The organism is Chryseobacterium sp. AG844, from assembly GCF_003182335.1.
Classification (GTDB): domain Bacteria; phylum Bacteroidota; class Bacteroidia; order Flavobacteriales; family Weeksellaceae; genus Chryseobacterium; species Chryseobacterium cupriresistens.
In genome coordinates this window covers 14,249-31,646 of sequence record NZ_QGTV01000008.1, presented here as the reverse complement: position 1 = coordinate 31,646, position 17,398 = coordinate 14,249, and the positions used below count along the sequence as shown (strand labels likewise).

19 protein-coding genes are annotated in these 17,398 nt (G+C 37.4%); 11 read left to right on the top strand and 8 right to left on the bottom strand.

The features are described 5' to 3' along the window. Positions 1-17: 17 nt before the first annotated feature. Positions 18-413: a VOC family protein gene (locus DEU40_RS09960; RefSeq protein ID WP_110009685.1), complete on the top strand. Its 396-nt coding sequence runs from the start codon at positions 18-20 to the stop codon at positions 411-413. Positions 414-485: 72 nt separating this feature from the next. On the opposite strand, the gene DEU40_RS09955 is transcribed toward DEU40_RS09960, so the two are convergent. The 5 genes from DEU40_RS09955 to DEU40_RS09940 all read right to left on the bottom strand — a co-directional run bounded on the left by DEU40_RS09955 (position 486) and on the right by DEU40_RS09940 (position 4,800). Beyond that, positions 486-1,433, bottom strand: coding sequence for an alpha/beta fold hydrolase (locus tag DEU40_RS09955; RefSeq protein WP_110009684.1), 948 nt, complete (start codon positions 1,431-1,433; stop codon positions 486-488). Between the two features lie 139 nt (positions 1,434-1,572). Next, positions 1,573-1,824, bottom strand: a complete 252-nt coding sequence (locus DEU40_RS22640) for an ACT domain-containing protein (protein ID WP_228406489.1) — start codon at positions 1,822-1,824, stop codon at positions 1,573-1,575. Beyond that, positions 1,818-1,940: a hypothetical protein gene (locus DEU40_RS22635; RefSeq protein WP_262510397.1), complete on the bottom strand. Its 123-nt coding sequence runs from the start codon at positions 1,938-1,940 to the stop codon at positions 1,818-1,820. Before DEU40_RS22635 ends, DEU40_RS22640 begins: the two co-directional genes overlap by 7 nt. A gap of 522 nt (positions 1,941-2,462) precedes the next feature. Next, entirely contained in the window at positions 2,463-3,116 is a 654-nt protein-coding gene (locus DEU40_RS09945; RefSeq protein ID WP_181397956.1) for a response regulator transcription factor, read from the bottom strand. Further along, on the bottom strand, positions 3,094-4,800 hold the full coding sequence (locus DEU40_RS09940) for a sensor histidine kinase (protein WP_228406487.1): 1,707 nt from the start codon (positions 4,798-4,800) through the stop codon (positions 3,094-3,096). Before DEU40_RS09940 ends, DEU40_RS09945 begins: the two co-directional genes overlap by 23 nt. 602 nt (positions 4,801-5,402) lie before the next feature. On the opposite strand from DEU40_RS09940, the gene DEU40_RS09935 reads away from it, so the two are divergent. After that, entirely contained in the window at positions 5,403-6,542 is a 1,140-nt protein-coding gene (locus DEU40_RS09935) for a vWA domain-containing protein (RefSeq protein WP_110009806.1), read from the top strand. A 61-nt stretch (positions 6,543-6,603) separates the two neighbouring features. After that, positions 6,604-8,058 carry a sigma 54-interacting transcriptional regulator gene (locus DEU40_RS09930; RefSeq protein WP_110009682.1) on the top strand — a complete coding sequence of 485 codons (1,455 nt, stop codon included), beginning with the start codon at positions 6,604-6,606 and terminating at the stop codon, positions 8,056-8,058. A 126-nt stretch (positions 8,059-8,184) separates the two neighbouring features. On the opposite strand, the gene DEU40_RS09925 is transcribed toward DEU40_RS09930, so the two are convergent. Together DEU40_RS09925 and DEU40_RS09920 are read right to left on the bottom strand one after the other, a co-directional pair. After that, entirely contained in the window at positions 8,185-8,592 is a 408-nt protein-coding gene (locus DEU40_RS09925; protein ID WP_110009681.1) for a YybH family protein, read from the bottom strand. After that, entirely contained in the window at positions 8,592-8,840 is a 249-nt protein-coding gene (locus DEU40_RS09920) for an FUSC family protein (RefSeq protein ID WP_110009680.1), read from the bottom strand. The genes DEU40_RS09925 and DEU40_RS09920 overlap by 1 nt, the downstream gene beginning before the upstream one ends. 163 nt (positions 8,841-9,003) lie before the next feature. On the opposite strand from DEU40_RS09920, the gene DEU40_RS09915 reads away from it, so the two are divergent. From DEU40_RS09915 to arsB, 7 genes are all read left to right on the top strand, one after another. Then, a complete protein-coding gene (locus tag DEU40_RS09915; RefSeq protein ID WP_228406486.1) occupies positions 9,004-9,801 on the top strand; it encodes a GyrI-like domain-containing protein in 798 nt (265 codons plus the stop codon). A 95-nt stretch (positions 9,802-9,896) separates the two neighbouring features. Next, positions 9,897-11,018, top strand: coding sequence for an agmatine/peptidylarginine deiminase (locus tag DEU40_RS09910; protein ID WP_110009679.1), 1,122 nt, complete (start codon positions 9,897-9,899; stop codon positions 11,016-11,018). Between the two features lie 127 nt (positions 11,019-11,145). Further along, positions 11,146-12,087, top strand: a complete 942-nt coding sequence (locus DEU40_RS09905) for a 3',5'-cyclic-nucleotide phosphodiesterase (RefSeq protein ID WP_110009678.1) — start codon at positions 11,146-11,148, stop codon at positions 12,085-12,087. A 184-nt stretch (positions 12,088-12,271) separates the two neighbouring features. Next, positions 12,272-12,601: an ArsR/SmtB family transcription factor gene (locus DEU40_RS09900; RefSeq protein WP_110009677.1), complete on the top strand. Its 330-nt coding sequence runs from the start codon at positions 12,272-12,274 to the stop codon at positions 12,599-12,601. A 76-nt stretch (positions 12,602-12,677) separates the two neighbouring features. After that, entirely contained in the window at positions 12,678-13,151 is a 474-nt protein-coding gene (locus DEU40_RS09895) for a DUF6428 family protein (RefSeq protein WP_110009676.1), read from the top strand. Positions 13,152-13,165: 14 nt separating this feature from the next. Continuing rightward, positions 13,166-13,777, top strand: a complete 612-nt coding sequence (locus DEU40_RS09890) for a low molecular weight phosphatase family protein (RefSeq protein ID WP_110009675.1) — start codon at positions 13,166-13,168, stop codon at positions 13,775-13,777. Positions 13,778-13,779: 2 nt separating this feature from the next. Then, a complete protein-coding gene (gene arsB / locus DEU40_RS09885) occupies positions 13,780-14,811 on the top strand; it encodes an ACR3 family arsenite efflux transporter (RefSeq protein WP_110009674.1) in 1,032 nt (343 codons plus the stop codon). A gap of 55 nt (positions 14,812-14,866) precedes the next feature. Here the strand turns inward: arsB and DEU40_RS09880 are convergent, their stop codons facing one another. Then, positions 14,867-16,159 (bottom strand): hypothetical protein, encoded by a 1,293-nt coding sequence (locus tag DEU40_RS09880; RefSeq protein WP_110009805.1) that lies wholly within the window; start codon positions 16,157-16,159, stop codon positions 14,867-14,869. Positions 16,160-16,487: 328 nt separating this feature from the next. On the opposite strand from DEU40_RS09880, the gene DEU40_RS09875 reads away from it, so the two are divergent. Next, positions 16,488-17,276: a PhzF family phenazine biosynthesis protein gene (locus tag DEU40_RS09875; protein ID WP_110009673.1), complete on the top strand. Its 789-nt coding sequence runs from the start codon at positions 16,488-16,490 to the stop codon at positions 17,274-17,276. Positions 17,277-17,398: the final 122 nt, after the last annotated feature.

The following is a 17,398-nucleotide window of genomic DNA, read 5'->3' as shown; positions in this document are numbered from 1 at the left end:
AAACAAATAGTATCCTTATGAAACTTACTTCATTAAGAATGATCAGCCAAGACATTAAGGCAACAGTAGCATTTTATGAACAGGTTATAGGCATAACTGCCACCTGGTATACGGAAGATTTTGCAGAACTCTCTGCTGATTCTATCACAATCGCTATCGGAAGTACCCGGACCATGCGGATGTTTTCGGAAGGTCTTACAGATTTCGCAGGAACAAAATCAACCATTGTTGAATTTATGGTTAAAAATGTTGACGAAGAATACGAAAGGATTAAAAATATGACTTCCCGGATTATTCAGGAGCCGACCACGATGCCCTGGGGAAACAGATCTCTCCTGTTCTGTGATCCGGATGGCAATATGATTAACTTTTTTACTCCGGTAAGTGAAGAGGCTGTGAAAAAATTCAGCTAAATCCTGATATCAGTAAAAAAAGACCCGCTGTTCATCAGCGGGTCTTCTTGTTATAATTTTTTAAGAACAGATTCATTTTCCGAGGAATTCTGTAGCTTTCGCAACAAATATATCGTGATATTGATAAAAAGAAGCATGTCCTGAATCCGGGAAGATCACCAGCTCTGCATGGTCTAAATGCTGAGACATATTTTTAGCATTCTGAACAGATACCGGAAGATCATTTTCACCATGTACAATCAGTACCGGATTTTTAATCTTCTCTATTTCTGTAAGCGCATCAGCATCAGGCTGGGCCCAGCTCAATACTGCAGTAAACTGAGCACCGGAGGCAGCATCATTTAAAGGAAGGTCTCTGTCCGTCGTACGAAGCTGAACTCTTGCAAAAGAAGCTTTTCCTTCCGCAATACTCTGAGCAGATTCTGTAAAACCAAATTTCAGGAATGAAGCTTCAGGACTTAAGCCAGCGGTTCCGGCAATAATATTGGGCAGATTAGACAATCCTATGGCTCCCTGAGGGCCTGTACCTGTTAAAATCACTTTATTAATCAGTGACGGATTGGTAAGCACTATTCGCTGTGCGACGAATCCTCCCATAGAAAATCCCATGATATTCACTTTGGTCAGGTTCAAAGCCTTAATAAAGTCTAACGCATCGTCGGCCATCGCCTGAACCGTGTTGGGAGTGGTTCCTTTTGAGGAAGAGACTCCTTTGTTATCAAAGATAATGACTTTATAGTTTTTAGCCAGTCCATCCGTCACTGCAGGATCCCAGTCATCCATTGAGCCGCCTAATCCCGGAAGGAGAACCAAAGGAATCCCGTCTTCTTTTCCTAAAACACGGTATGCGATGGCATTTCCTTTAACGGTTATGAATTGGGTTTTGGCAGTATGGTGGTTTCTGTTTTGTATCTCCTGCGTCGTGGGAGGCTCATTTTCTTCAGTACAGGAAACTGTTACTACAGTAAAAAGAGTTAAACATAATAAGCTTAAGGCTGAGATTTTTCTGATTGTTTTCATTGTTGTTTATTTTTGTATGATTATGGTGCAAACATAAAACACAAAAACACGCAGAACACTCAATTTCGTTATCAAGAGGACATTTTAGCAGCTCAAATAGACCTTTTAAATGGTGAAATACAATTTCTTCGAAAATAATTTACAGCTTCTGAGCTGATCTCAATGCATACAGGGCATCCATCGCTTTTTCAGCATCTTTTCGGGCTACAAAAATATGATCATGGAAGTAAGCGGCAACGACATTACAGCTGATATTTTCCTTTTTCAGGGCATTGGCAAAAGCTGCAGTAAGCCCTACGGCTTCCAGAGAAGAGTGAATTGTAAGAGTAATCCATGAAGAAATATAGCTGTAATTCATATTCCATTCATCTGCTACTGTTTTTTCTACCACAATGGTAACGGCTTCATTTTCCCGGAAAAAAACAGAACCTTTTCGAGGTCTGGTATTGCTGCTAGAGTTTCAACAGTACAAAATGCATATTCTCCGGTATTCAATACTGGTTCCATATTCTGAATCAGTAGGGCCAAATCTTTTTCTCCTGACATCTTTTTTGATACAAAAATAAGAGATGGAGAGCCACATTTGTTTATCATTTGATAAAAAACACAAAAGGAGGCTGGGCGCCTCCTTTTTGTGTTTGTACTGTAACCTATTAACTGAACCTCACTATATGTGTTTGTGTTTTTTTCTGATCATTTGGCTTTTTTAAGAAGTCCGTTTAAGGTTATTCATACACTTCTTTAATTTCATCAGTGTTTCTTAATTTTTCATCATTTGTGTTTCTATAACTACCATTTACTATTTGTAAAATAGCTACATCATTTGTTGTTTTTTGAGTGTGAAACTTAAGAAGTTAAAAAACATTTCTCAGTTGTTTTTCATTGCTTAAATTTTACACTACAAAGGAACAACATTTCCAAATAAAATTCTCTATAAACCCCATCGATACATGTCGATCGACTTATAGATATTTATCGATGAAATATAATACCCTGAGAATAAGAAGTGGAGATCACCTTAAAAAAAAACTATAGTTTATGGTGGGTTTTGACAAGGTCCACAAGCTCAACCATATTTTCAATCTTGAGTTTTTCAAAGATATTTTTTTTGATTGTGCTTACTGTATTTTGTTTGATATTCAGACTGTTTGAAATTTCCAGGTTTCCATATCCTTCAGCATAAAGTTCTGCAATCTGCATTTCTCTTTTGGTTAAACTGTTGAGCGGGCTTATCAGATCCGGATTGTAAACAAACTGTACCAGCAGGTTTCTCAGAAGTTCAGAGAAGTACTCTCCTTTTTCGATGAAGGTTGTAATTGCTTTTCTTACGTCTTCTTCCTCACTCAGTTTACTCAGGTAGCCATCAGCACCGGCTTTAATAAATTTAAGGCCGTGCAGCTCTTCTTCAAGTCCTGTAAAAATCAAAATTTTAATATCAGGATTTACGCTTTTCATCTGTGGCAAAATATGAAGACTGTTTCCGTCCGGGAAATGGGCATCAATAACAGCGATCTCGATTCCTTTCGATTCTATCAGTTCCAATACCTGATGTAAGGATGAAGTTTGATAAACTTTAGCGTTAGGAACAATATCGCTGATAACAATCTCCATTCCCTGGCGTACAATACTGTGATCGTCTGCCAGAAGGAATATAATCTCTTTATTTTGTATTGGTGTTTCCATTATTATTACTGTTTAAGTTGATCCTGAATGTCACTTTAGTTCCTTTATGTAATTTGCTTTCGACCGATATATTGCCGTCAAAAAGCTCTACAATTTCTTTTACGAGGTTAAGCCCAAGTCCTGCTCCCAGATTATCTACTTCATCAGAAACCATACCCTGATAATAAGGATCAAAAATTTTACCAAGATCAGATTCTGATATTCCTACTCCCGTATCTGCTACTGTTGTGATCAGGCAAATTTTATTTTCTCCAAGGGATTCTGTAGCCAATACAAGATCAATCTGTCCGTTTTCTGTAAACTTGTTGGCATTCCCCAGAATATTCATAAAAATCTGATTGATTCTGATATTATCCGAATAGACCACCAGATTTTCAGGGATTCTGTCTGTCACAGCAAACCTGTTGTTTCTCGTTTCCAGATAAGGGGTAATGACCTTTACAATAGAGCTGATTTCATCTTTAAGATTGAAGACCGACTGTATAAGCTCTTTTTCAGCATTCTCGTTTTTGGTATATTCCAGAATCTGATTAGACTGCAGAAGCAAGGTACTGTTGGTGAACTTGATGGATTTAAGATAATCCTTTATCGTTTCATCTTCGGTGGTTCTGTGGATTTTGTCAATGAAAATATTGATGATTTTTAAAGGAGACCTCAGGTCATGACTTAACATTCCCAGAATCCTGTTTTTGAAATTAAGATTCTTTTTAATCTCTTTATTGGCAGCATCCAGTTTCTGTTCATAAATAAACGCCATTCTTGTAAAATACATAATCAGAATAGAAACAATAAACATCAGAATCATCAGTCCCAATACCAGATAGGTTCTTATCTTGTTATTATTAGAGCTTTGGTCGTTGTATTCTTTTTCCAGTTCAGATTGAAAATCCTTGATGGCATTTTCGTAAACCTCTATTAAGTTATTACTATATACCAGCAGCTTACTGAAATTGCTGTAAAACTGTAAATTATTCTTCTGACTAATGGCCGCAAGCAGCTGAACCTTTTTTACTTCGGCAGCGTAATGCTTGTCCATAGATTTTAGGGTATTGTCCATTTTGGATTTTACCTGAGAAATATCCAGAGTCTTGTTATTGGTCATTGTGATTACAGTACTCTCCTTCTGAACATCCACTTTCCCTGTTACCGCATCTTTCAGACGCCCGAAAAAGCCTTTCTTTTTAATGGTATCCGCATAAGTACGGGTCTGAATATTGAAATCTTCAAAATCGTTTTTATACTTGGCAGGTTCATATTGTTTGTCCTCAATTTTTGCCGGCGGATTGAGGGATGTCTGGTACACTGAATCTATTAACGTCTTCAGTTTTGCGGTCTTTAAGGTATCCTTACTACGAATAGCCAGATTTTTTTTCAATCTTGGACTTGTATTTTCGTATTCACCAATTTTATCAAAATTAGTTTTAAGTTTTCTCAGCGACTGGAAATAGAGCTGCAAATCATCATTATCCTGAGTAGCCATATATTTCTGAAGATGATCCTGTGCATCCATGAAATCTTTCCTGGAATTGTCCGTTAATCCTCCCAATGCACGGCTTTCTTCAAGCTGATCTTTTATAAACTTCAGCTTTTTCCCGTTGACAAATTCGTTGTAGAAAAATATGGCAATAATCACCTGTATCAGTAAAATACAAAGGATCAAGGAATAATGAACAAGTTTTCTCAATTTAAAATTTAAGAATTTATTTTTCATATTTGTTTATCAGTTAAATTAATTTCCTGACCAGATAAGCCCATTAGATATTAGTCTTCAACAATATAGCATTATTTTCAGTAATTTCATAATAGCCATATATTATCTAACTGGCAAAGTTAAAGTAATTTTTGTCTTCTTACTAATAATGAATATTTGATAAAACACACAGAATTTAATTCTTTTTACAATTAAAACTGCTTCTCAACATTCAGTTTTATGTATGTAAATCTATTTTTTTAGATCAATAGCAAAAAAGCAGGCTTCCGGCAAAATGTTCTTTTTCTGTTTATTTCATTCCAAAAAACAATTCAAACATTTGAAAATAAACACATTAGAAACTCACAAAACTTTGATAAAGTTCAGATGTAAAATTCACAGTAAGCAAAAAAGCCCAGAATTATATTTCGATTCCATATCACAATCATTAGTATTTTCTATTTTTCCAGGGGAATCATGAGATGATATTTTCCTAACTTTTCAGTTTGAAAGGAATCAAAGAATATTTCAGACCATTCATTACATTCTCTGAAATACTCAAAAGCAATTAACTGCAAAAAATGCTTTATCATCTTATGAGAGATAAAAATTTTAATCCCGGAAAAGGTTTTATATTCAGCAAGCATGTGCCGGAGGAATTATCAAATTTTGAACGTGTCTTTGATGTTTTCAAAGATCTGCTTACCCATACCTCCGGAGATATTGAAGAAGCCTTCGACTGGCTGGACATGCTTGATCAGGAATATGATATTTTCAGTGATGAGTATACCCTTCAGGATTTTGAAGAGGATTTGAAAAAACGAGGTTATATCAGGGAAGAAGACCCTGAAGAAGGCAATACTGGAGGTGGAAAAGGTAAAAAAATATTAACCCCTAAACTGGAAGCTGCCCTTCGTGAATATGCGCTGGATCAGATCTTTGGTAAACTGAAGAAAAACGGAGCCGGAAATCACCGTACCCATAAGACAGGAATCGGAGATGAACGTGATGGTGAAAACCGTTCTTTCCAATATGGAGATGATCTTGCTGCCGTGAACATGACCGAAAGTTTAAAGAATGCACAGATCAACAACGGAATCTCAGACCTTCGTCTCACAGAAGATGACCTGGTCGTAGAGGAAACCAAGCATAAGGCACAAATGAGTACTGTTCTGATGATTGATATCAGCCATTCAATGATTTTATATGGTGAAGACAGGATCACTCCGGCCAAAAAAGTAGCCATGGCACTCGTGGAATTGATCAAACGGAAATATCCGAAAGATTCTATTGATATCATTGTTTTTGGAAACGAAGCATGGCCCATTAAGATCAAAGACCTTCCCTATTTAAAAGTTGGTCCTTATCATACCAACACCGTAGCAGGTCTGGAACTCGCCATGGACATCCTTCGCAGAAAAAGAAATACCAACAAACAGATTTTTATGATCACCGACGGAAAACCCAGCTGTATTCAGCTGCCCAGCGGTGAGTTTTATATGAATAGCTTTGGGCTGGATGAAAAGATTGTCAACCAGTGTTTCAACAGAGCAGCACAGGCGAGAAAACTGAAAATTCCTATCACGACTTTCATGATTGCCCAGGATCCTTATCTGCGTCAGTTCGTGGAAGAATTTACAGCCCAGAATAAAGGAAAGGCCTTCCTGACCGGACTTTCAGGATTAGGACAAATGATTTTTGAAGATTACGAAAAAAACAGAATAAGAAGAATATAAAGATCAGGTTTTACATTATTTAAAAATAAAAATCTCATCAGATAAATAGTATTACAAGACAATGAAAAACGATATTACATTCAAAGAATTAAAAAAATCCGGTTATACTCACAAAACGATTAATGAGGAAATCCAGGCGAACTTAATTGCCAGAATCAAATCTAAAGAACCTGTATTTGAAGGGCTTTGGGGCTATGAAGACACGGTTGTTCCCCAACTGAAAAAGGCAATTCTTGCCGGACACCACATCAATTTACTGGGACTGCGCGGACAGGCAAAAACCAGGATTGCAAGAAGCATGGTAAATCTGCTTGATGAATATATGCCTATCGTAAAAGGGTCTGAAATCAATGACAGCCCGTTTCAGCCCATTTCAAAATTTGCCAAAGACCTGATTGCTGAACTGGGTGATGAAACTCCGATTTCATGGGTGCACCGTTCTCATCGGTTCTATGAAAAACTGGCCACTCCCGATGTAAATGTGGCTGACTTAATTGGTGACATTGATCCTATTAAAGCTGCAACCCTGAAACTGCCCTATTCCGACGAACGTGTCCTTCATTATGGAATGATTCCGCGTGCCAACCGTTCTATTTTTGTTTTAAATGAATTACCGGATCTGCAGGCAAGAATCCAGGTTTCTTTGTTTAATATTTTACAGGAAGGAGATATTCAGATCCGCGGATTCCAGCTGAGAATGCCGCTTGATATTAAGTTTGTCTTTACCGCCAATCCGGAAGACTACACGAACAGAGGAAGTATTGTAACGCCGCTGAAAGACAGAATAGGATCTCAGATCTTCACCCATTATCCCAAAACAATAGCACTTGCCAGACAAATTACAGAACAGGAAGCATTGATTTCTGCTGAAGATAAAGAACAGATCCTGATTCCAGACCTGGCAAAAGATCTTTTAGAAGAAGTTGCTTTTGCTGCCCGTATCAGCGAATATGTGGATGCCAAAAGCGGTGTCAGTGCCCGTTTGACCATCAGTGCCATGGAAAATTTAGTGGCAGCGGCGAAATTACGTTTAATTGAATCCGGAGTAGAAAGAACCACTGTACGTCTGCTAGATTTTATGTCGATCATTCCATCCATCACAGGGAAAATTGAGCTGGTCTATGAAGGAGAACAGGAAGGAGCAGATTACGTGGCCAAAATATTAATTGATAAAGCGGTAATGACCCAATTTGAAAGCCTGTTCCCACGTATTTCAAAACTGGAAAAAGAAGGAATCAAAACTCCATACACTGACCTGATCAGGTGGTTCAACAAAAATCATTTAGAACTTAACTACAATGATACGGATGAAGAATTTTATGCTAAACTTGACAAGATAGAACCTTTGACAACTGTGGTGGAAGAAAATGCTTCTGAATTGAGCAGAGAAGACCAGAATTTCTGCAAAGAGCTTGTATTATGGGCATTAACCATCAGCAATAAAATTGATAAATCTGAAAATCATAATGCTTTCACTTTCGATTCTCCCGGAATCGGCCAATTCTTACGCAACTAAAATCAGTAAAATAATATAAAAGTAAACCTTCAGATGAACTGAAGGTTTTTTATTTGTTTCTGAAAGACTTTATCCCCACCCTTGTCAAGGTCTAAAACCTTGACAAGGGTACAATTATTTCAGACTTTATACCAAATTGTCATTTTTAAGCACAGCAGAACCGAAAGGATTGTCAACCAGCCACAGCCACTCTCCTTCTTCATTTCTTTTCATGATACAGGAAGTATTGCCTGTCATATGAATAGAATGCCCATCCGGAGCAGTTCCCGTTATTTCCCACTGATCCTGCCACATCGCCAGATCATTTACAACAGTGATATGTGGAGTTTCACCTTGAATATCCAGTTGTAAGCGGCAAATCTCATTCATTGCCCTTTCTATCTGCTCAAACCCTCTCCACTCTCTTCCATCGCGGTCTATGTAGACTGCTTCTGGATGAAAACAACTTAATGCTCCTTTTACATCTCCGTTTCTGATGCAATGCCGAAAATAGGCTACAGCACCAGTTTCTGTTTTTCTGTTAAATTCCTGCATTACTTCACATTTCTGGAGTCCATTTCCCTTTTCAAGCCTTTCTTACCTTTATTCCAGCTGTTGGCCACAAAAAAAGCAAGAAGTATCGGTAAAAAAGTAGTGAAACTGATCCCTTTGGTTATGGTACTATAAATAGCAATTCCAGCCAATACTCCCAGGATGATAGCATTCACAACATTTCTGGCTTCAATAGTTCTTTTTTTCTCTATCAACTCCTGATCCGTTAATTCTGACAAATCTTTTTCCATATTTAATAGTATTTCTTGGTTTTTCGTTTTAGAGCGGTAAAATTCATTTTTTTTAAAATCTATTTTTACCGAAAGCTAATTTACAATATTGTCAAGATATTTTTTTATTTCTTTTATTTGTAATTTATTTCATATCACCAGTTTCGGAAAAATTTCAATGCTTATGGAAGACAACCTGAATTGTATTTACAGAGTTATCAATTTCATGGAGAAGAATTACGACCAGCCTGTTTCTGTAAAGGAACTGGAAGACATTTCTCATTATTCTTACCGGAATATCCAGCGCATTTTCAAGTACAGCTGTGGGGAGACAATAGGTACTTTCCAGCAAAGATTAAAAGTAGAAAATGCCTATAAACGCATTCTTTATACTCAGGAAAATCTTACCTCCATTGCCATTGAAGTTGGTTTTGCCAATATCGCTTCCTTTTCCAAAGCTTTTAAACAACATTTTGGGATTTCCCCAAAAGCGGCAAGACAAAGTAAGGAACAACTCCTTTGTGGAGGTGCCATCATTCCTGTTACCTCAGAGGTCTTGCTGGAACCCGAAATTGCTTATCTGAAACCTGTCCAGGTATATTATCAGAGCATTAACACCTGTTATAACAATGAAGAGATTGAAGTGCTGTGGGAAAAGTTCATGGAAAATGATTTCCCTGACTCAGGGATAGAATATTTTGGAGTTATAGCCGATGAACCATTAATAAAAACAGAAATCAACTGCCGCTATGATGCATGCACATCCGTTCAGTCCGGAAATAAAAAGCTACCTTCAAAAATGATATTCGGAGGTAAATATGCCCGTTTTACCCATCATGGAAGCTACGAAACAATAGACGACACGTATACGAAGATCTATTCACGCTGGATTTTCAATTCAGGTCTTGAGTTTCACACACTCCTATCATTGAAAAGTATGAAAATCATGCTGAAAACGAAGATGATCAGGAAAAACAACTGACCTATATTTTATTACCTTTGAAGTAAGTTGTCAATTTGGGACAACTTTAAGAAAAACAATCGATCTAATTTTGCTCTGTTTAAAATAGATCAGTTATGCAAAAAAAGAAAATCATGTTCCCATTATTACCTCTTCTTCTATTATCCTGCTCATCAGCGGACTTAACAGAATTACCGGGTATGGTAAATCCGGAAACCATTGTTTACAAAATGCCTGAAGAATCAGCTCCCCATGAAGGAACCTGGCTTCAATGGCCTCATCAGTATCAGTATGGAACTACCTACAGAAACCGTCTGGACGCCACATGGGTAGCCATGACCAAAGAACTTGTACAAAGTGAAAAAGTTCACATTATTGCTTATGACGGTGCAGAAAAGAATCGTATTATAGGCCTGCTCAACAATGCTGGAGTTTCTCTCACCAATATCAACTTCAAAATTTATCCAACGGATGACTTCTGGGTAAGAGACAATGGTCCTATCTATGTAAAAGACCAGAACGGGCAGTTATTCATTCAGGACTGGGGATTTAACGGCTGGGGAAACAAAGCCGATTACAGCCAATGTAACGTAATACCTTCTAAAATAGCAGCCGATACCAATATACCAAAAATCAATCTTAACTCAGTGATGATCAATGAAGGCGGAAGTGTGGAAATTGACGGAAACGGAGTGTTGATGGCTTGTAAAAGTTCTATCCTGAATAATAACAGAAATCCGGGAATGACGCAACAACAGGCAGAGGCTATATTTACTAAAAACCTCGGAGTAACCAAATTTATCTGGCTGAATGGAAAAGCCGGTCTTGATATTACCGATATGCACATTGATGGTTTTGCCCGGTTTGCCAATTCTTCTACCATTATTACAATGAGTCCTGATGATCTGGCCTACTGGCAGGTACCGGACGGAGATATTGATAAACTGTATGATGCTACTGCGAAAAACGGTTCTCCATATCAGTTTGTAAAAGTGCCTTTAACAAGAAATGATGTGATTACTACGTACGGAAAAAATGTAGGGCGTGCTTCTTACATCAATTATTATATTGCGAATAACCGTGTATTGGTTCCTAATTATAACGACCCTAACGATGCAGTTGCCAACAATATTATCCAACAGCTTTATCCTGGCAAACAGGTGGTTGGTATAGACTGCCGGAATTTATTTGCCAATGGCGGAATGGTACATTGTGTAACACAGCAACAACCTCAGTAAAAATGATATTAAAAATAAAGCCTGCTAACTTTCAGCAGGCTTTACTAATAGAGAATGCCCATCTTTAAAAAATAGCGTAAATTTGCTCTGCCCATCCCGAAAAAGATGGTTTTTTATTATAAGTAGTATGAAAAAAACAGCACTTTCTTTATTGGTTCTTCTGAATATGGTTTGCCAGGCACAGAATTTTGATGTAATTCCCTTAGGAATATATGGTGGTGAGCAGGAAGATAATTTATCAGCCTATCTGGTAGGCGCACCTAAAGACAATGCATTTCTCTGCCTTGATGCCGGTACGGTAAATGCCGGAATCCGGAAAGCAATCGAAATGAAAAGCCTTGAAGGAACTACAGAAACAGTTTTGAAGGATCAGATCAAAGGATATTTTGTATCTCACGGCCACCTGGATCATTTATCAGGGCTCATCATCAATTCTCCGGCTGATTCCAAGAAAGATATTTTTGCGATAGCTCCTGTGATTCAGATTCTTCAGAATCACTACTTTATCACGGATACCTGGATCAATTTTGCTGATCAGGGGCAAAAACCTATCCTTGGAAAATACCATTATAATGAACTGCAGGAAGGAAGTGAAATTCCCGCCCCAAAAACCCCTTTTTTTATAACCGGCTATGAACTAAGCCATGTAAATCCTTATAAGAGCAGTGCAGCCTTGGTAAGAAGAGATGATCACTATCTGCTTTATCTTGGAGATACGGGTGCTGATCGTATAGAAAAATCTGACCGCCTGGATCAACTTTGGAACGAAGCAGCTCCACTTGTTAAGAAAAAACAGCTGAATACGATATTAATTGAAGTTTCCTTCCCTAACAGCCAGCCGGAACATCTGCTGTTCGGACACCTTACTCCTAATCTGCTGACTGAGGAATTGAGTAAACTTAAAGAAAAGACCGGACAAAGCAGCCTTGAAGGCCTTAATATTGTGGTTACTCATAGAAAGCCGACAGGTGATAATCCAGAATTGATCAAAAAGGAATTATTAGAGAACAATCCTCTAAAAGTGAGGTATATCTTCCCGGAACAGGGTAAAAAAATTAGTTTACCCTAACAATAAATTAAAAGATGAAGCGGAAACAGGCTTCATCTTTTTTGATTTACAACTGTATCATTCATAACAAAACAATTTTAATATACTGAAATTCAATAATTTAATTTTATTTATCTGAAATTAATAAGTTTTTTCATGGTTATATTAATTTATCATCGTAATATTGCAATATAAAATTACAACAATGGGAGTTACTAAAACAGACTTTTATACTGAAGAACAAAATAAGCTGGCTTCTCTGCTTAAAGTTTTGGGACATCCGGCAAGAATCGCAATTCTACAGTACATCATTAATCAAAAAGCATGTATCTGTAATGATCTCGTTGAAGAACTAGGATTGGCACAGGCCACCATTTCCCAGCATTTAAAAGAGCTTAAGAATATAGGAATCATCAAAGGTTCCATTGAAGGAAAGTCTGTATGTTACTGCATTAATGAAAGTACATGGAAACAGTTTCAGAATGAATTCAACCTGTTTTTTAATCAGGATGTTACTATAAAACAATGCTGTTAAGGCATTTTTTTGAACACGAACATCGTAATATTGCAATATATCATTACAAAATTATAACACTAAATTTTAATCTACTATGAGACTATCAGAAATCAAAGAAATTCTTCCTGCATTGGAAAATGTTGAATTTCAATTAGAAAACGGAAATTTTGTTCCAGAACATTTCCACGTAACAGAAGTGGGTCAGATCACAAAAAATTTCATCGACTGCGGCGGGGTCATCAGAAATGAAAAAGTGGTTAATTTTCAACTTTGGGATGCTGATGATTACGAACATCGTCTAAAACCTGGAAAGTTACTTCATATCATTCAGCTTTCCGAAGAAAAGCTTGGAATAGAAGACTCGGAAATTGAAGTTGAATATCAGGGAGAAACCATTGGTAAATATGACCTTGAATTTAACGGAAAAAACTTCGTACTGAAAAGCAAAACAACAGCATGTCTTGCTCAGGACGCCTGCGGAATTCCTTCCGAAAAACAAAAGAAAAATCTGTCTGAACTATCTGTAACCCCAACATCGGCCTGCACTCCGGGATCCGGCTGCTGTTAATTTATTAAAATCTTATGTATCAGGAATTATTAAACACGATTCAACCTCTGAAATGGGAAAGTATAGATGCCGACAGAAAAGAAGTTCTGGAGCCTTTGATCAGTTTTATCCAGCAAAAGGTGGATGACCGCAAAGAAATCAATCTGAATTTTATCTGCACTCATAATTCACGACGGAGCCATCTGGCACAGGTTTGGGCACAGACAGCTGCTTCTTTCTTTGCCATTCAGGAAGTTCACTGCTATTCCGGAGGAACGGAAACAACGGCATTATTTCCTAAGATTGCAGAAGTTTTAGCAGAACAGGGCTTTTCAGTTTTCGGCATTGCTGATACCACCAATCCTGTATATGCTGTAAAATATGATGATAACAGCCTTCCGATCATTGGCTTTTCTAAAAAATATGACAGTCCGTTCAATCCTGTATCTGATTTTGCAGCAATTATGACCTGTTCGCAGGCAGATGACGGATGTCCTTTTATCCCTGGTGCGGAAAAAAGAATTCCGATCACCTTTGAAGATCCAAAGATTTCAGATAATACACCGGAACAGTCAGCAATATATACTGAAAGAAGCTTACAAATTGCAGAAGAAATGTTGTATGTTTTTTCTAAAATCAAAAGATAATCATGCAGCCCAGACTAAAATTCTTAGACCGTTATCTTACCTTATGGATCTTTCTGGCTATGGGGACAGGGATTGCTTTGGGGCATTTTTTCCCGGCTATACCTGATATTATCAATTCACAGTCTCTTGGAACCACTAATATTCCTCTGGCCATCGGTCTCATTCTGATGATGTATCCGCCACTGGCAAAGGTTGATTATACTCTCCTGCCCTTGGCTTTCAGGGATAAAAAAGTAATCGGCATTTCTTTATTGCTCAACTGGATTATTGGTCCGGTTCTGATGTTTGTTCTCGCTATTCTTTTTTTAAGACATGAACCTGATTATATGTCCGGATTAATCCTCATTGGACTGGCCAGATGTATTGCAATGGTGATTGTCTGGAATGACCTCGCTAAAGGAAACAGAGAATATGCGGCATTGCTGGTTGCTTTAAACAGTATCTTTCAGGTATTCACCTATAGCTTCCTGGTATGGCTGTTTATCAATGTCCTTCCCGATCAGTTAGGTCTTGCAAGCTTTAATGTGAGTGTTTCTATGCAGGATATCACAGAAAGTGTATTGATCTACCTTGGAATTCCTTTTCTTGCAGGTTTTCTTACCCGATATGTCCTGATCAAATCAAAAGATGCTGAGTGGTACAACAGAAAATTTGCACCTAAAATTTCTCCTGTGACATTGTACGCTCTGTTATTTACCATCGTACTCATGTTTAGTTTGAAAGGCTCTAAAATACTGGAATTGCCAATGGATGTCATTAAGGTAGCAGTCCCCTTGGTAATCTATTTTGTTCTGATGTTTTTTGTAAGTTTTATCATCAATAAAACATTAAAAATTCCTTATGATAAAAATGCATCCATAGCCTTTACTGCTACCGGAAATAATTTTGAACTGGCTATTGCTGTGGCCATCTCAGTCTTTGGTATTCATTCGCCTCAGGCATTTGTAGGGGTGATTGGTCCATTGGTAGAGGTTCCGGTATTAATACTTCTCGTAAAAGCCAGTTTATTTATGAAAAAGAAATGGTATCATTAATTTCATTACCAAAACAAGAAGCATCGCCGAAACAGTGATGCTTTTTTTATGGATATCAGTTCTTACTCAATTTATAATTTCCACTGCCTTCATCTTTAGTGATTGTATAACCATCCTTCAGTTCAAGAGTCCATCCGTCACCCGACACTTTTCTATTTTCAGTTTTCACTGGATTGGATATTGAAATTTTATCCCAGTTTGGACTCATTAATGCTCCGTTTTCAATTGTCAGAATACCCCACAAATCAGTAATCCGGATATTGGGATATACTGTCCCTAGATCTTCTACAGGCATAATATTTCTCGGATCAAAGGAAACATTCATTTTTTCAAATTTGATTTCAAAATGAGGCTGTTGAATGAATTTCAGCTTGTATTCAGCAATAAGCCTCTTAGTTTGTTCTTCTCTTTCGGTTTCCTCCTTTATAATTGATTGTCCGTTATAATGATCAGATCGTTTCTTAACTTCTTTTTGCAGGTCAGCCTGAATTCTTATATCGAGTGCTTTACTGAAATAGCTGGTCAAGTTAGTTTTTGCATCAATTTTTTTATTCCAGTCCGGATCTTTTTGATACAGCAAATATCCATAAACAGGTGTTGTATAATAAGCAAATGAACGTACAAATGTGGGATTTTTCATAAAACCATCAATACCATTCAAAAGAGAAGACCTTGCCTGCTCTTTATTTCTGCCGCTCACAATGAGCCCCGTAAACTCAGCAATTCCTTCATTCAGTTCCAGCAGATTTTCTGTTGTTTCAGAACCTTTGTAAAGTGTATTCCTGTATTTTCTAAAAGTAAAGGCACTGGTGAGATGCTGCTTCATTTCTTTTTCTGAATTTGAGCGGATTGCCTGCTTTAGCGCTTCCAATTCGAGACGCAGGTAAATCCTGCCCTTCTTCTGATCCAGATGATTATTTTCCGCATTGTTAAGCGTAAATCCCAATGAAGGCTGAATGCTATGAAAAGATTCATGAGCCAAAAGATTAATCCTGTTTTCTTTATTTTCAGAAAGGGGGAGCATAGCCATTGCCCATCTTTTTCCACCCCAATTGACCGCGGTATTGGCAATATTGACAGCAGCAGGTAAAATTCCAGAATAAGTAGTACCGTTACCTTTCAGAATGCCCTCCAAATCCGGCTCATTGGCAAAAAGCTCCCTGGTTTTCGGATCAATTAAAATCATAGGACCATATAAATCTTTGTTCCAAAGTCCGATATTCTTCTTTGAAGCTGTTTTTAACTCATCGAAAAAAATAGAAACTGTATCAGGGGAAGTAGATTGCGTTTGTGCTTTTACACCTAATACAAACAAGAAAAAGAAAGCTGTAGCAACAGTCTGCTTCATGGTTAAATTCTTTATGGTTAAGTTTTTCTCTAAAATAGATGGCTGCATCTACAATAGTACGCACATGATAAATGCAAATTAAATACTTTAGAAAGCTAATATAATGAATTATAGCAATCAAGAACAATTACAGCCCCAAAAAACATCTGTAAGAAAATGGCCATCCGGTTGTGGAAAAATTATTACAAACCGGAGAACGAAGGAATAAATATTTATCTGTATAAGAAAATAAATCAGAGACCATTAAATGTTGTATGGAATTATAGACAAATAAGGACTTTATCTCAGAAATAGATTATCTTTATAGGGAACGAAATTTTTATTAATAATGAAGTTAGAATTATATCAGATAGATGCTTTTACAGAATCTGTTTTCCATGGAAATCCGGCATGTGTTGTGCCATTAGAAAACTGGTTACCCGATGAAATCCTTTTAAAAATAGCCCGTGAAAATGCAGTGGCAGAAACCGCCTTTTTCATTGATAACGGTGATAGCATTCACCTGAGATGGTTTACCCCTGAAATAGAGATGGATTTATGCGGCCACGCTACCCTGGCTACTGCCCATTGTCTTGTTTCCATCTTAAATTATGAGCGCAATAGAATCATTTTTGAAACCAAAAGTGGCGAACTGACAGTAGATGTTAAAGATGGGATGTATTATATGGATTTTCCGTCCAGAATGCCCGAAGCCTCTACTCTTCCGGATACAATATCCAGATCACTTAATATCCAGCCTAAAGAAGTCTTCAAAGCAAGAGATTATGTTCTGGTATACGATTCTGAAGAAGAGGTAAAAAATATCAGGATTGAAAGATCCGTTTTTGATCTTATTAATCTTGATCCGGGTGGTGTTATTGTAACATCGGAAGGGACAGATAGTGATTTTGTTTCAAGGTATTTTACCCCGCAGTCCTCTATTCTTGAAGATCCGGTTACCGGTTCTGCTCACTGTTCACTGATTCCCTTCTGGTCATCAAGATTAGGAAAAGATCAGCTTTTTGCCCGTCAGATCTCTGAAAGAGGCGGACAGCTCTATTGTGAGAACAAAAAAGAAAGGGTCATTGTGGCGGGGAAAGCCCAAACATATTCTGTCGGACATTTCCGGGTAGAGTAAGAGAAGAGAATACAATACTGCAATATTAATAATAAAAGCCTTGAATCATTTGATTCAAAGATTTAAGTTGATCTGCATTTTCAAAAATTATAAAAAAAATTGGCTACTCTTTTGGTAGCCAA